The 14172-nt window shown below is 63.7% G+C and carries 11 protein-coding genes; 7 read left to right on the top strand and 4 right to left on the bottom strand.

The window, feature by feature from the left end; genetic code table 11:
- Window positions 1–106 precede the first annotated feature (106 nt).
- Window positions 107–1948, top strand: a complete 1842-nt coding sequence (locus N4264_RS15430; RefSeq protein WP_261693128.1) for a hypothetical protein — start codon at window positions 107–109, stop codon at window positions 1946–1948.
- Window positions 1949–2093: 145 nt separating this feature from the next.
- Here N4264_RS15430 and ggt read toward each other — a convergent pair whose 3' ends face one another.
- Window positions 2094–3776 carry a gamma-glutamyltransferase gene (gene ggt / locus N4264_RS15425; RefSeq protein ID WP_261693127.1) on the bottom strand — a complete coding sequence of 561 codons (1683 nt, stop codon included), beginning with the start codon at window positions 3774–3776 and terminating at the stop codon, window positions 2094–2096.
- Between the two features lie 480 nt (window positions 3777–4256).
- Between ggt and N4264_RS15420 the strand changes: the two genes are divergently transcribed.
- The 3 genes from N4264_RS15420 to lnt all read left to right on the top strand — a co-directional run bounded on the left by N4264_RS15420 (window position 4257) and on the right by lnt (window position 8675).
- Window positions 4257–5345 (top strand): SGNH/GDSL hydrolase family protein, encoded by a 1089-nt coding sequence (locus tag N4264_RS15420; RefSeq protein WP_261693126.1) that lies wholly within the window; start codon window positions 4257–4259, stop codon window positions 5343–5345.
- Between the two features lie 120 nt (window positions 5346–5465).
- Window positions 5466–6113: a hypothetical protein gene (locus N4264_RS15415; RefSeq protein ID WP_261693125.1), complete on the top strand. Its 648-nt coding sequence runs from the start codon at window positions 5466–5468 to the stop codon at window positions 6111–6113.
- 69 nt (window positions 6114–6182) lie between these two features.
- Window positions 6183–8675: an apolipoprotein N-acyltransferase gene (gene lnt / locus N4264_RS15410; protein ID WP_261693124.1), complete on the top strand. Its 2493-nt coding sequence runs from the start codon at window positions 6183–6185 to the stop codon at window positions 8673–8675.
- A gap of 220 nt (window positions 8676–8895) precedes the next feature.
- Here the strand turns inward: lnt and N4264_RS15405 are convergent, their stop codons facing one another.
- Window positions 8896–9150, bottom strand: coding sequence for a phage integrase N-terminal SAM-like domain-containing protein (locus tag N4264_RS15405; RefSeq protein WP_261693123.1), 255 nt, complete (start codon window positions 9148–9150; stop codon window positions 8896–8898).
- 452 nt (window positions 9151–9602) lie between these two features.
- Between N4264_RS15405 and N4264_RS15400 the strand changes: the two genes are divergently transcribed.
- Window positions 9603–10124 (top strand): hypothetical protein, encoded by a 522-nt coding sequence (locus tag N4264_RS15400; RefSeq protein ID WP_261693122.1) that lies wholly within the window; start codon window positions 9603–9605, stop codon window positions 10122–10124.
- Between the two features lie 112 nt (window positions 10125–10236).
- On the opposite strand, the gene N4264_RS15395 is transcribed toward N4264_RS15400, so the two are convergent.
- A complete protein-coding gene (locus N4264_RS15395; RefSeq protein WP_261693121.1) occupies window positions 10237–11355 on the bottom strand; it encodes a serine hydrolase domain-containing protein in 1119 nt (372 codons plus the stop codon).
- Window positions 11356–11466: 111 nt separating this feature from the next.
- A complete protein-coding gene (locus N4264_RS15390; RefSeq protein WP_261693120.1) occupies window positions 11467–12576 on the bottom strand; it encodes a helix-turn-helix domain-containing protein in 1110 nt (369 codons plus the stop codon).
- 279 nt (window positions 12577–12855) lie between these two features.
- Between N4264_RS15390 and N4264_RS15385 the strand changes: the two genes are divergently transcribed.
- The gene (locus N4264_RS15385; RefSeq protein WP_261693119.1) at window positions 12856–13194 is read left to right on the top strand and encodes a cyclic-phosphate processing receiver domain-containing protein; all 339 of its coding nucleotides are present in this window, start codon (window positions 12856–12858) and stop codon (window positions 13192–13194) included.
- A 227-nt stretch (window positions 13195–13421) separates the two neighbouring features.
- Window positions 13422–14024, top strand: coding sequence for a hypothetical protein (locus tag N4264_RS15380; RefSeq protein WP_261693118.1), 603 nt, complete (start codon window positions 13422–13424; stop codon window positions 14022–14024).
- The last annotated feature ends 148 nt before the right edge of the window (window positions 14025–14172 follow it).

Below are 14172 nucleotides of genomic sequence, written 5' to 3'. Positions count from 1 at the left end.
GAACTCCCGATGTGCTCCCGTCGACGCCACGTCGTGGCGGAATTCACCCCGTTCGCACGTATGCGTCGAATTTACCGCCGTAGTGAGGCCACTAATGCCCCTCCCCATGTCGCTATCGTTTGGCCGGATTCCGGCCGCCGCTGCAGCAGGCACAGCACCTGCTGCCAGGCTGATCCAGCCAGGGCTCTTTACGGGCGATCGAGGCCAGGTCTCACAGGGACGCACGCAACGAGGTGCACTGCCGCCGGTGAAAATACCGGGCTGCCCTGCGTCAGCTCGGCCGGCACGAAAAGTCTTCAACCTGGCGGCCATTGCCATTGCGCTGCTTGGCTTGCCGACGACCACCATCGCATCGACACGATTTGTTTCGCCAACCGGCCAGGACGTCGGGGGTTGCACCAGCGCCGCAGCACCCTGCCGGACGATCTCCTACGGCATTTCGCAGATGAGCGGCGGCGACACACTGATCGTCGGGAATGGCACCTACACGGAACCCAACGCCATCAGACATGTGCCCTCGGGCAATTCGGGTCCGGACGGCATTCCCCGCACACCCGATGACGTCTACACCAGGGTGCGTGCGGAATCCGATTTCGGCGTACTGATCGATGGGTCACAGTGGCCCGATACCTACATCTTCGGCTTGCGACTCAGTGGCAAACACTTCATCGAAGTACGTGGCTTCCGGTTCTACACATCCCAGGCTCACCAGAATAGCGGGCCCATGTCGCTCGACTCCTCAACCCACATCAAGATCATCCGCAACGGCTTCGGATACGCCGGCGTTACGGGCAATGTGGCAGCAGCGGGCGCCGGGCCGGATACCGACTATGTGCTGTTCGAGGAGAACTTTGCTTTTGGCGGTGCCCGGTACATGTTCCTGAATTACTGGGCCACTCATTCCGTATTCCGTCGTAACGTCGCGCGAAACGACTACTGGAACGGCACGCTCCAGGCGGCAGCATTCACCAACTACGATTCAACTGACACGGTCTGGCAGAACAACATCGCCATCGATTCGAATGTGGGCTGCTGCACAGGACACTCGGGGCTCTACGCCGCCTTCTTCAATGAGAACAAGACAGATCACGCCCCGGACACCAGCCAGGAGTTCCACGGCAATATCGTGCTCAACTACAAGTCGATCTACGGCGCCCATCTGGACTGGGTAACGTCCGGCACGCGCCACCTCACAGACAACCTTTGGTGGGACAGCAACGGCGGCTACTGTGGCGAGCAGGGGGATGGCCTGGCCGCGTCGTGGCCGGTGGTCACCCACCTCACCTCGGGCGCGCATACCGGTATCTATGATCCACCGAACGGCGGTTGCATGCGGGGGACGGGTTTCGCGATCAACCAGAATCTGGCCAACCAGGTCGTCGATTCGATCTTCGTCAACAACCAGTCGTTCGGTGTTGCGGGCTTCGTTCACGGAAACCACAACGCTTACTTCGGCAATGGTGCTCCGTACGGCGGAGCCCAGCCGTCTCCCGGTGCTGGCGATGTCACTACCCACAACATCGTCTATTCCCCCACCAACCCCGGAGGCAGTCTTCGTTTCCTTCCCCGCGGCCCCGAGGACGCCTCGCCACTCGCAACCGCCGGTACCGCTGGCGGGAGGATCGGAGCGCGCCTGCTGTGGAAGATTGGTGTTGACGGCACTCTCTACGGAGAGCCCGGCTGGAACGTCGAACGTAGCCCTCAGAATGGCTACGGCAGACCAGAAGACCGCCTCTGGCCGTTTCCGAACGAGGCGGTGATCAAGGCCGAGTTCGCGGCATACAGTGGCGGAGGGCTGCCCGGCGCGCGCGGATTCGCTGCACCGGGCCTTGGCCTCTACGGCGGGCCGCGCACACTGTCTTCCTACATCTGGGAGTACCTCGGCAGCCCCTGTCCGAGCAGTGCTTGTTCGGTAGAGGCCATCTTCGCGGATGGATTTGAGGATTGAACGCCGTTTTCCTTGGGGCGTTCGCAAAATTGTCCCGGCGCGCCCCCTGGAGGGCGCGCTGAGCTCACGCGCCTGGGCGCGTGGCGGACGCGAAGATGCTCGTCGGTCCTGTCACCGGCGAGTGGCGCCGGGGCCATTGGCCAGGCTATTGAACAACCGCACTACCGCTTGCGCGACGCTTGTCTGCACCGGCGTGCAGCTGCCCTGACTTTCTATCCCAACTGACAATGTTCATGAACCCCCACGGTTTGTCGCGTCGGATGACGCTGTGTCCCATCGCTTGCAGTTGCTGCACCTCTTCCGCATCGAAGGTGTCGTTTTCCATTTCGATCACGTCGGGAAGATATTGGTGGTGATAGCGTGGATTGGCGACGATCTGGGCGGGGAGCTGGCCATCGATGAATGCCAGCATGGCCTCAAGTACCTGGGTGATGATGGTGCTGCCGCCGGGTGATCCAATCACAGCGATGCGGTCGGGGCCGATAAGAAAACTTGGCGACATCGACGACAGCGGGCGGCGCCCTGGGTGTGGCGCGTTTGCGTCAGCGCCGACAAGGCCAAATGCGTTGGGTGCTCCCGATTTCAGGGCGAAATCGTCCATCTCGTTGTTCATCACGAATCCGGTGCCGGGTATTACCAGGGCACTACCCAGCGCGAGATTGATGGTCTGTGTCGCCGACACCCTGTTGCCTTCGGCATCAATAATGGAAAAATGCGATGTGTGTTCCCGCTCTTTGGCCTTTGTGTAGCCCGGCAGCAAATCGCTGGGCGTGGCGCGCTCCGGGTGAATCGACGCACGGAGTCCGGCCGCGTACAGCGGGCTACCGAGCTCTTCCAGCGGCATGGTGATGTAGTCGGGGTCTCCGAGATACTCCGCACGATCGCGGTAGGCGCGGCGCATGGCTTCCACGGTCAAATGCACGCGATGAATTCGGTCGAGCGAAGCCAGGTCGTAGCCGGCAAGGATGTTGAGCATCTGCTTGAGTGCAATGCCGCCAGAGGAGGGCGGGGGTGCGGTCACTATGCGCCACTCGCGGTACTGGAAGACCAATGGCTCGCGTTCTTTGACCTGATAGTCCGCGAGATCCTGCAGCGTCCAGTTTCCACCAGCAGCATTGATGCCTTCGACCAATGTTCGCGCAAGCTCGCCTCCATAAAAGCCATCATGGCCTTTGTCCGCAATGAGCGTCAGGGTCCTGGCGATGTCCGGATTGCGATGGACCCAATTGGGCTTTGGTAGTGCTCCCCGTTGCAGAAACAGTGCGGCAGATGCCGGATACCGTTTGATGACCTCGAGGCGTTCTTCAATGTCATCCAGCATGCGCGCATCGGGTACGAATCCCTTGCGCGCGATGCGAATCGCCGGTGCCAGCGACGTCTTCAGGGGAAGCTTTCCGTAGTGCTTCGCGATCCAGACCAGGGCGGCCGGTTCCCCTGGAATCGCGGCAGCAAGAGCGCCATTCCAGGCCTTTTCCTGATCCAGCCCACCGTCAGCGTCAAGAAAGTCGGCCGGGCGGGTCGCCCGGGGTGCTGTTTCGCGTGCGTCGATCATTCGATCGGAATTGTCACTGGCGCGGTGCAGCAGGAAGAGGCCACCGCCCCCAATACCCGAGCTCTGCGGCTCGACGACCGAGAGCGTCGCTGCAACGGCGACCGCAGCGTCAAACGCGTTACCGCCCTGGTTGAGTACCGTCATCCCTGCCTTCGTTGCTAGCGCGTGTGCGCTGGCAATGGCGGCCCGTCCTGGCTCATGCGCCAGTTCGGCTGCGCCAGCGGCCGGCAGGTGTGTGGCGGCAAGTAGTACAGCAAGAACGCAGGTTCTGATCATGACGTCCTGCAGGTGGCGTGTTGGTGGAAGAGAGCGCATTTCACCATAGGTGTTGCTGTCTGGTGTGCGCGTTCGGATGCTTCCGCACTCTCGGCGTGGCTCCGCCGACGCTTTGACGAATCGCATGACTTGCCTGACTGGTACAAGACGAACGCGTCGACGCTGGCGAACAACCAAAGCAACGGTGGCGACGGCGCATACGCCAGGCAATCGGCGACCTTCAATCGCTGCACATTCCTGCGCAATCAGGCAGCCATCCTGGGCGAGGACGGCGCGGCGTTGACGATCAATGGATGTTGCAGTGCATCGCAAGTCATTCAAACGATTGTATTGACCTCTATAACGCGCACATTTAGTCTTCTTCCCGGCCCAGGGGAGCGCCTTGGTTCTGGCGTGCGCCACGTGTTGCGTTTGGTTCGGGATCGTGGAAACCGTGCGGTTTCCGCGTCTGTTCTGCACACTGACCTCATGGGGATAACCATGTCTATCCGATTCCACGGCGCTACCCGCCGGTGGTTGCCGGCTGTCGCCTTGCTGATACTGAGCGCCCAGGCCATGGGCAATACGCTCAATCAGAACGTCTCCTGGACTGTCGATCGGGCTGGAACGAGCGCGAAATATCGCGTCGTGGCATACGGTGATTCGATCTACGCGGGCTACAACGGCTCCATCAGCAATGCGGCCCGCTATTCAGCGCCGACCGTCGACTCGGAATACCTCTCTGCGCTTTGGAACGCGGACATCGAGAGCATCCGTCGCGCCAAGTCGGGCGCGATAGCATCGGATGTTTTCCAGAACAAGATCGTGGCGGACCGCTCGTACATGCAGGCCGCCTCTACCCGCGTCGTGACTTTCGAGATGTGCGGCAACGACGGCCTGCAGGCGCGTTCCGCGTTCAAGTCGCAGACCGGTACCTGCGACTACAGCGTGCTGAACAACGCGGTGAACACCTGCAAGAGCTACGTCGCGCAGGCGATGGACTACATCAACGCGAACGCCCATGCCAATACCCGGCTCAAGATCATCACGAACCTGTACTACCCGGGTTACAACGCGGACAACGTGCAGAGCGCATGCCGCGATGCGACTACCGGCGCCACGGTAAACCTGCGCGATCGCTTCCTGCCCGCGCTGGTGACGATGAACTATTGGATGTGCGACTACGCGCGCCAGAAGGGGTTCAAATGCGCCGACAGCTTCGCCCAATACATGGGCGCGGACTACGACAGCAACGGCGACGGCCAGGTCGACTCGGACGCGCTGCGCTACGTGGCCGGAGAAAGCGAGGCGAGCTACGTGACGCGCATCGCCACCACGCTTCGCTCCACGCTGCGGGATGCGAACACGCATTTTGCGAGTTCGTCGAGCAGCTACGACTACATCCAGTCCGACGACGTGCACCCGACCTACACCGGCGGCACGGTGAGTGCCGGCCTGTTCGGCGGATCGACCGGGAGCGGGGCGCCACGCTACACCAGCTTCAGCGGCGGCAAGAGTCCGATCTGGAACAATTTCGGGCACGAACGCATGGGCTGGTCGCTTTCGACCTATAGCCCGGCTACGCCCTGATAGACCGGGACCGCGCCGGTGAGCGTATCCGGCCATGAGCACGCCACGCCGCCTGCAATGGGCGGCGATGGCGTGCGCGTCGTGCGCGAACGCCGTTCGTGGTTGTCGGGGGCAACGGCCATGATCATGCTTGCCGCCGTAGTTATCGCGGCGGGCATCGCGAGCCTGGTGTTCTGGCCGCAAACGCCGCCAGCGCAGCGCTCGGCGGTGGCACGGGCCGGCAACGCCGGCACGGCGCCAGCCGACGCGACCGCCGCCCAGGCACCCCGTGCCGCGCCGCTGCGCCCGTCCACAGCACCGGTGCGGATGCCCCAACGCCATGCTTCCATGCACACCATGCCTGTCGCGCCCGACCCCGACCCCGATCCCGACCATCTGCCCAGTGGCGATCCTAACGACCTTGCGACCTACCTCTCGCCGACTGAGCCTGCGCCGACCATGACCGAGGTGATCCAGGCCCTGCACGACAGCGGCGATCACACCGGTATCGGCGCCTTCAATCCTCCCGGGACGAGTCCGCCACTCGTCGGCCTCGCGGTACCCGCCGATTTCGAGCTGCCGCCCGGCTACGTGCGTCATCACCAGGTGACCGACGAGGGTGAAGTGCTGGAACCCATCCTCATGTTCTCGCCCGACGGGGCATTTGTGGATACATCGGGCCGGCAAATCACGCTTCCGGACGACCGGGTCGTCCCCGCCGACATGGCGCCGCCGGGACTGCCGATCCGCGAAATCACCATTCCTCCTGCCGGGGAGCGCCGGCCTTGAAGCGCCTGCGCTGATGGGTTCGCCCTGATGTGTTCGCTCTGGTGCATTCGCACGGATGGGTAACCGGTAGTGTTCGCCTCTGGCACCTATCGCGAGCTCGGGCGCGCGCTCGCCGGCGTGATTGCGACTGCGTCGCTGCTGGCGCTGTATGGACGCGGCGGCAACGCCTGGGTGCTGGGTTTCGTGCTGCTGCTGCCGTGGCTGCTCGCGCTGGATGCCACGCGTACGTTCACCGGCACGCTGCTGAGCGGATGGTTGATGAGCGTCGCGTACGTCGTGGCCGCGTTCCTGTGGTTCGGCACCGCGGTGGCCGACTATACGGGCATCGGCACGGTTCCCGCCGTGTTGATGCTGTGTCTATTGTCACCGTTGCTGCAACCGCAGGTGATGGTCTTTGCGGTGGTGCGCCATCTCGCCCGGCGCCACTACCACAAGGCTTGGGTAAGTGGGATTGCCGGCGCCTGCGCCTGGGTCGCTGTCGAATGGCTTTGGCCGAAACTGCTCGGCGACACGTTGGGCCACGGCCTTGCGGCCGCGGCGTGGATGCGACAGGTGGCAGATCTCGGCGGCGCCGCCGGCATCAGCGTCGTGCTGATCCTCGTCAACGAGGCGCTGGCCCAGGCCGTGGCGCAGCGGCGCGAAGGCCTGCGCCATCTGCTGCGGCCGCTGGCGGTGGCGCTCGCGTTACCGCTGCTGATGGCCGGATACGGTGTGTTGCGCCTTGCCACGATCGAAACGGCGCTGAGCGCGCCCGCCGACGCGATGCGCGTCGCCATGGTCCAGGCGAGCATCGTCGATTACGAAGGCCAGCGGCGCGAACGCGGCACCTATGCTGTGGTCCGCGATGTGCTGGACACGCATTTCGCCTTGTCGCGCGCCGCCATCGAACATCACGCGGCCGACGCCGTGCTCTGGTCGGAGACGGTCTATCCGACCACCTTCGGACAGCCGCGCAGCGAAGAGGGTGCGGCGCTGGATCGCGAGATACTCGACTTCGCTGCCAGCGCCAACGTTGCCCTGGTATTCGGCACCTACGATCGCGACGCCGCGGGCGAATACAACGCGGCCACGTTCCTCGCACCCGGCAGCGGCGTCATCGGCACCTACCGCAAGACATTTCCATTTCCGTTCACCGAACACGTTCCCGCCTGGCTGGACGGTCCGCGGCTGCGCAGTGGGTTACCCTGGGCCGGCAGCTGGCAACCCGGCTCCGGCGCGCGCGTGATGCTGCTGCGTGCCGCCGACGGGCGCGAACTCAATGTGGTGCCGCTGATCTGCCGCGACGACGTGCAGCCGGGACTCGCACTGGACGGCGCGCGTCTGGGCGCCCAGGCCATCGTCGGCCTTTCCAACGATTCCTGGTTCACCGCGTCCGCCCTCGGTGCGCGCCTGCACCTGGCCGTGGCGACATTCCGCAGCATCGAAACCCGACTGCCGCAGCTGCGCGTCACCACCAACGGCTTCAGCGCATTCGTCGATCCCACCGGGGCCGTGCTGGCGAGCACGAAAATCGGCGATCGCGCCGTACTCGCCGGCGAGGTGCCGTTGCGCGATCCACCGGCAACGCTGATGGCGCGCTGGGGCGATTGGGTGGGCGCCGCAGCCGGTGCGTTCCTGCTGCTGCTCGCGATGGCATCCGTCGTGCGTGTGTGGCGCAAGCACAGCGGGAATGCCAAATCGACTGCGGCCATGGCCGCCGCGGCCGCGAAGCCTGCGGGCGCCATCGCCGTTGCCCTGCTCACGCCGGGTCGGCGCATCGTCGCCGCACTACTGCGCATCTGCGCGGGTACCGGCCTGCTCTGGCTGGCCTTGCGCATGCTGCTGCGCGACGGCCTGCAGGTGAATTCGCTGGTGCAGCTGCAGATCTTCATCGGCGCAACACTGCTGCCGGCGGTCGCGGCATGGGGCATTCAGCGCGCCTTCGCGGCGCGCGTGCGGATCGATGGCGGAATGCTCGTGTTGCAACAACGTCACCAGCGTATCGAGGTGCCGCTGGATCGCATCGTCGACGTCCGCGTGTGGCGCATACCATTGCCCGGCACGGGCGTGGATCTGCAGCTCGCTTCCGGCGCGCGTTTCGCACCCGGCATCGCTGTTGCCGATGTTGAAGCGCTGCAGCGCCTGCTGGGCGACGCCGGATCACCGCTGCGCCCGGCCAGCGCAGGCTCGGCACGCAGGGCAGACTACGCGACGACGCGTGCCGTCGCGAGGTGGCCACGGCTCGATCACCCGCTGGTCAAGTTCGTCGCGTTCCCGCTGCTGCTGGCACTGCCGGCATTTCGGCTGCATCAGCACGTCGCGTTCGGCGGCACCTTCGGCGAGTACTACACCTACGGACTCGCGGCGTGGCTCACAGGACTGCTGGTGTGGTGGGGTGCCTGGTCCATCGGACTTATGATGTTCGCCGCTGCGCTGCGCAGTGTCGTTGAGGCCGTCCATGTAGCGATGCTGCCCTGGCCGACGCGCGCACGCGCGGTGCGCCGCGCGCTGACGATGCTGAGCCGCGTGGCGTTCTACCTGGGTCTGCCCGCGTGGCTGGCCGTCCGGCTGCTTGCAGGCTAGCGAACGACATAGGAAACGGGACGGCGCACCAGAACCGGTTGCCTCATCGCCACCTCCCCGACAAAAGGCCGGAGGGCTGGCAGTGAATGGATGTTCGACAGCCCCTGCAGGGCCTCCACTGGCGCCTTTAACCCGATCCGCGGGGTGCAAGATGCAGATGCTGCGTCTCGCACCGCAACCGGAAGGGTTCCGCATGTGGCCGGCGCTGCGTGCGGAGCGGCTACGCGCGCACTTCGTGTTGCGTCAACACCACCGGCAGCCGTCGCGCGACTTTCGCCGCGACGACCTTCTGCAGCCAGGGAAGATCCTGCTGCAGCACTTCCTTGTACAGAAACAGCAGCGCCGACTTCGCCTGATTCTGCGTCGACGCCGAAACGCTGCGCTCAACCGCGAGATACGACCGGAATGCGCTGACCTCTTCCGCTCCCATCTCGCGCGGATGGCGTTTGCCATGAAACAGCGCAAAGCGCTTCACCTAATCGACGTACACCTGCTCTGTGCGTATCGAATAGTGCACACCCGCACCCGATCGCGGACCAGATCCAGTAGCTTTCGCGGGGCCGGCGGCATGTCTTTCATCAGCGAAACCTTAGGTGGCCTTACGTGGCGATGCAAGCGCGATAAAGCCAGGTAAGTAACTGTAAATGTTGGGTATAAATATATGCTGCGATTGACGTAGGGGGTGTCAGGGGGTAGTGTCGGGGCGGTCTATTTTGAGTTAGGCGGCATTCGGATGACTCGTGAACGGTCCGTACTTCGCACGTCACCCCGACTTCGAAAAGCTGGCTGCCGACAATCAGTCCAAGTTGCAGAAGCGTCGCCAAGCCGACGCGGCGCGTCAAAAGGGTTGGGCGTGAGAGTGCCGCCTAACCCCTCCGTCACGGGGACTGGCCTGCGGCCAGCCCCTTACGTCGAACGTTAGCGCGCATGCTTGCTCTCTTGTGCAGCCTGCTGCTTGCAGTACCCGACGCCGAGGAGCTCCGTCGGATCGATGACTACTCGGGGCAAGCTAACGACCTGTGGACGGCCGCGGGTGTACAGCCTCTTCCCGAGGCCACGTCAGGGAGGGAACTTCGTGTTTGGGCTGGTGGTGGTGTCACCGGGCTTTGGACAGGATGGATCGTTACCCCGACCCGTATCAGCGTGTACTCAAACGAAATCGTTGTTGATGGGGTTCACCGGCCTGGCGACGCATATGGACGGGTCTATTCGCAGCGCAGAAGCGATGCCCGTGGCATTCTTCGCCAGTTCGCCGAATTCGCTGCCTTGAATGGTTCATCTGTTACGTGTCGCGTTCACGACGGGACCGGCTACCTCATCGAAGGTCGCTACGACGGGTCCTACTTTGCGTTCTACGCCGGCAACCCGAAGTTGTGCGATGCACCGCACGCCAAAGAGGTTGCCGAGGCGCTGAATCTCCTTTGGAACGTCCGCGAGGATGCGCGCTAGCTGGGTGTTCAAGCGGACCGCGCAGCCGATGTTCATTCAAGCTGGTGGTCCGCGCGTGCGCGGCCGCTTAACACGGCGCTAGGCTCCATGACATCCAACGAGCTGATCGTGGTCAATAGCTCCATTGGTCGGCCTGCTTCGTTAGCGCTTGCACGCCATCTGTCTGAAGCAAGCCGTTGACCTGTTCGAACAGGGCATAGACGTACGGGCGATCGGTCTCGACACCACGCCACAGGAACCAGCCCTGGGCCAATAGGTTCGTGCCGGTGTTGCGGCGATTGATCATTACGAGACGGGTTTCCGGATCGATGATGATGTACTGCCCGCCCCAGCCGTCGGCGCAGACCAGGCGCCGCCCGTTCTGGTGGCGCGTCCACCACAGGTAGCCGTATCCGTCGAAGAAGCCTCCGCCAAAGGCGTCTTTCGGGTCGGTTGCGGTCGAGGAGTGCGTGGCCGTCATGTCGCGGATCCACTCCGCCGGTACCAGGCGCTTGCCGCGATAGTTGCCTTCGTCGGCCACGAGGACGGCGAGGCGCATCAGGTCGTCGGCGCTCATGTAGATGACGTACTGCCGGACACTCGATCCATCGATGCTGTCCCAATCGACATCCGCGGGGGTGAAGTGCTGCATTCCGAGCGGCTTGGCCAGCCACTCGGCGATCACCTCGCCCAGCCCCATGCCCGTCTTGCGCTCGAGGATTTCGCCGAGCGCATTGAATCCCCAGTTGTTATAGAAGAACGATTCGCCCGGTCGGGACGCGTGGCGGTCCGGGCGTTGCCAGTTCTGGCCGGAAGCATCGATGTAAATGCCCGACCGCGACATCAGCAGGTCGCGGATCGTGGCCTGCTTCTCGCCGGTGGTCAGGGGCGTTACCCGGTCGTCGTAGCCGAGCGCTTCGAGGCTGTCGTCGAGCTTCAGGATGCCCTTGTCGATGGCAATGCCGTAGAGCACCGCAACGATGCTCTTCCGGACCGAATGCGTATTGATCTTCTCGACGGTCTGGCCATGCCGGAAAACCAGCTGATCTCCCTTGGCGATAATCAAGGCATCGGAGCGATGCTCGGGAGCGTCTCTCGTCAACTGGGCGATGGCGGGCGCATTCCAGTGCGGGGATCTCGGGAAATCGGCAAGGCCGGGCGAGCGCGTGTTCAACGCGCAGCCGGACACGAGAGACAGCAGCGCCGCACAGAGGGCGGCGGCGAGGTGCGAACCGGAATGGCGGGGTGTCATCGGGTGGCTCTTCCTGGGAAATGGAGCACTCAGGCTCCCCCAAGCCACGGCCGATGGGCCTCCCGCCAGCGAAGTGGATGCTCTCAAAAAACGATGAGAGGCCGTCTCCGGCTAGGGCCGCTGGCGAAAATCGGTTGGCGACAGGCCTGTCGCCGCCTTGAAGACGCGATAGAAGCTCGATTCGGCGTTGAAACCGCATTCGAGCGAGATCGCCAGTACCGACACGCTGCGGTAGTCGGGATCGAGCAGCTTCCGCTTGACGGCCTCGACGCGGAACTCATTGACGTAGGCACGGAAGTGCTTGCCCGAGCCTTCCTTGATCACACGGGAGGTTTCGGTCGCGGTCAAACCCAGGCGTTGCGCGACGGTGTTCAGATTCAGATCGGGATCGGCGAACAACTGCGTGGTCTGCATCAGGGCCTGCAGCTTCTGGAAGGCATCATCGGTGCCCGGGTCCGGCCGGGCAGGCAGGGCAGGCGGGGCGGGCTCGGTCGTCGCCTCCGGAAACTGCGGCAGATCCTTCAGCCGGAAGCCGACGATTCCGACCGTGTAGACCAGCACGACGTAGAACGCTTGGGCCGCATGGCTGAACACCCCACGGTCGCCGAGCCCAAGAAGGTGCTCTGCTGAAAAGCTGACCAGGTTGACGACGGCCGTGACCAGTGCCAGGGCCATGACGGTCTTCAGCAGGCGCAGCAGATCCGCGAACCGCTCAGGCAACCAGTGCTCGATGCGGGCGTAGTAACGACTGACCCGCGACCAGATGAGCCCCGCCAGCACGGTGTTGATGCCGATCGTCAGGTAATCCTCGATCCGCTTGAACTGCCAGTAGTGCCACCGCCCGGCGACTGCATCCATCTGCGGGACGCCCGACTCCCCGATAGCCGCCGCGTAGACGAGTACGGAATAGCCGATGAAGATCGTCCACGGCAGCAACCAGGCGAACGCGCGACGGATGGATGCGGCCGAGGCCGCCGTGAGACTCAGCGCGTACAGGTAGAACAGCGGAAAGATCGCCAGATCGAAACTGAGTGGCAGCCGCCGCAGCAACCCATGCGCTTCAAGCCCGGCCGCGTGCGTCCACAGCCGCAGCAGGGTCAGCGACAGCGCCAGCACACCCAAAGCCAGCCAGTGCGAGCCATTCTTGCGGCCGGCATAGAACAGCAATCCCAGGCCGGTGATGGCGCCCTGTATGACTCCGAGCAATAACACGGTTTCCATCGAGGGCCGGCGTCCTGTGTGGGTGGCGAGCCTGCCGATGCGACAGACGCAGCGTGGCGTACTGGACGGCGGCGGGGGACGATTCTAGCGGTAAGCGAGCAACGACAGTGTCGGTGCGCGCAAACGCTGTCACTGAGCCAGGCATCTATGAATCAATGGCTTGCGAAATGTCAGTAGTATTCCCACACAAACTGGCAACCGAACCGCGCGCCAGCCGGACGAGCGTTTGACGGCCGCTTGGCAGTTGCCCGCACGTCGGCCGTCGCGCATGCTGGTGCCATGCTCAAGCTCACGACACCTGCTGCGGACGCCGCTGGAATGCGCGTCTACCTGGACGACGAACGCGCCACGCCTTCTGGCTGGACGCGCGTCTACTGGCCTGACGAAGCCATTGCGCTGCTGCAGCAAGGCGGCGTGGTCGAGCTTAGTCTCGATCACGACCTCGGCGACGATGCCCGCGGGACCGGCTATGACGTCATTGCCTGGATCGAGGAAGCAGTGGTCGTACACGGCTTCGTTCCGCCGCTGATCCATGTGCATTCGGCGAACCCGGCTGCGCGCGAGCGCATGCGCGCAGCCATCGCCTCGATAGAACGGCTTGCCTGCTCACCTGCGTGACTCGGCTTTAGTCGTCGAAGCCGCTGGACTGCCCGGCGGCAATGGCTGCCTGGAGATTTGCAGCAGCTTCGATGAAGCTCACGGCACGGCACTCGGCACGACGCTGAGGGGAGGGCACAATCGACCCGAATGATATCCTCGAACGCCAGCGACGATGGCGCGCTAACGCGGAAACAGGCGGCGACTTAGCGTATGCAGCGGCAACAGAAGCGTTCGCTGGCTGTGCCGTGGCCGCGCGCACCATCGCGCGGGAACTTGCCGCGCTGCGCTACCCCGTCCGCGAGGTTGTCGTACCGTCGGCATCAGATCTCGACGTGCTCGTGCGCGGGGTTGAAGACCGCACGCGCATCGTCGTGCCGTCGGTACTCGTCACATTCTGGCGCTCCGTCGGTGGGCTCATGTTCGTCGATCTCGACAACTATGCGCACGTCGATTTTTGGAACCGCATTGGCGTGTCGCGCGAATATTGCGATGGCGTCATGGTCGCTGCTTGCACGCGCGAATGGATGAATGTCTGCGTAGACGACATCGTAGATGCGGAGGAAAGCGATGCCAGCCCGACGCTGATCTCGCTGTCGCCTGATGGTTATCACAAGGACAACATTAGTGGCGGCGTTCCTTACGGTATTGGTATTGGCGAGGCATGGCTCGCGCCATGGCAGAACTTCGCGTGGTGCGAGCGCCCGGTGAGCGTTTTGCCGGGAGCCATCGACCTGGTCGGCTATTTGCGCACGGCGATTCTCGAATGTGCGGGTTTCCCAGGGCTCTACGGCGATCCGGCGTTCGAACCCATTCGGCGACATCTCCTGCGCAATGTCCGGGCGTTTTGAGTCTGAAATGCGATGGCGCGACGTCGCGCGCAAACGTTGCCACAGGCTCAAGCACCTATTGAATCAATGGCTTGCAAGATGGGCTTGGGCCGGATGCAGAGGAAATTGACGGCGTTACCGCGCATCGGGCAGAGGCGCGGATACCAAC

The organism is Tahibacter amnicola, from assembly GCF_025398735.1.
Classification (GTDB): Bacteria; Pseudomonadota; Gammaproteobacteria; order Xanthomonadales; family Rhodanobacteraceae; genus Tahibacter; species Tahibacter amnicola.
This window is presented reverse-complemented; position numbering and strand designations above follow the sequence as displayed.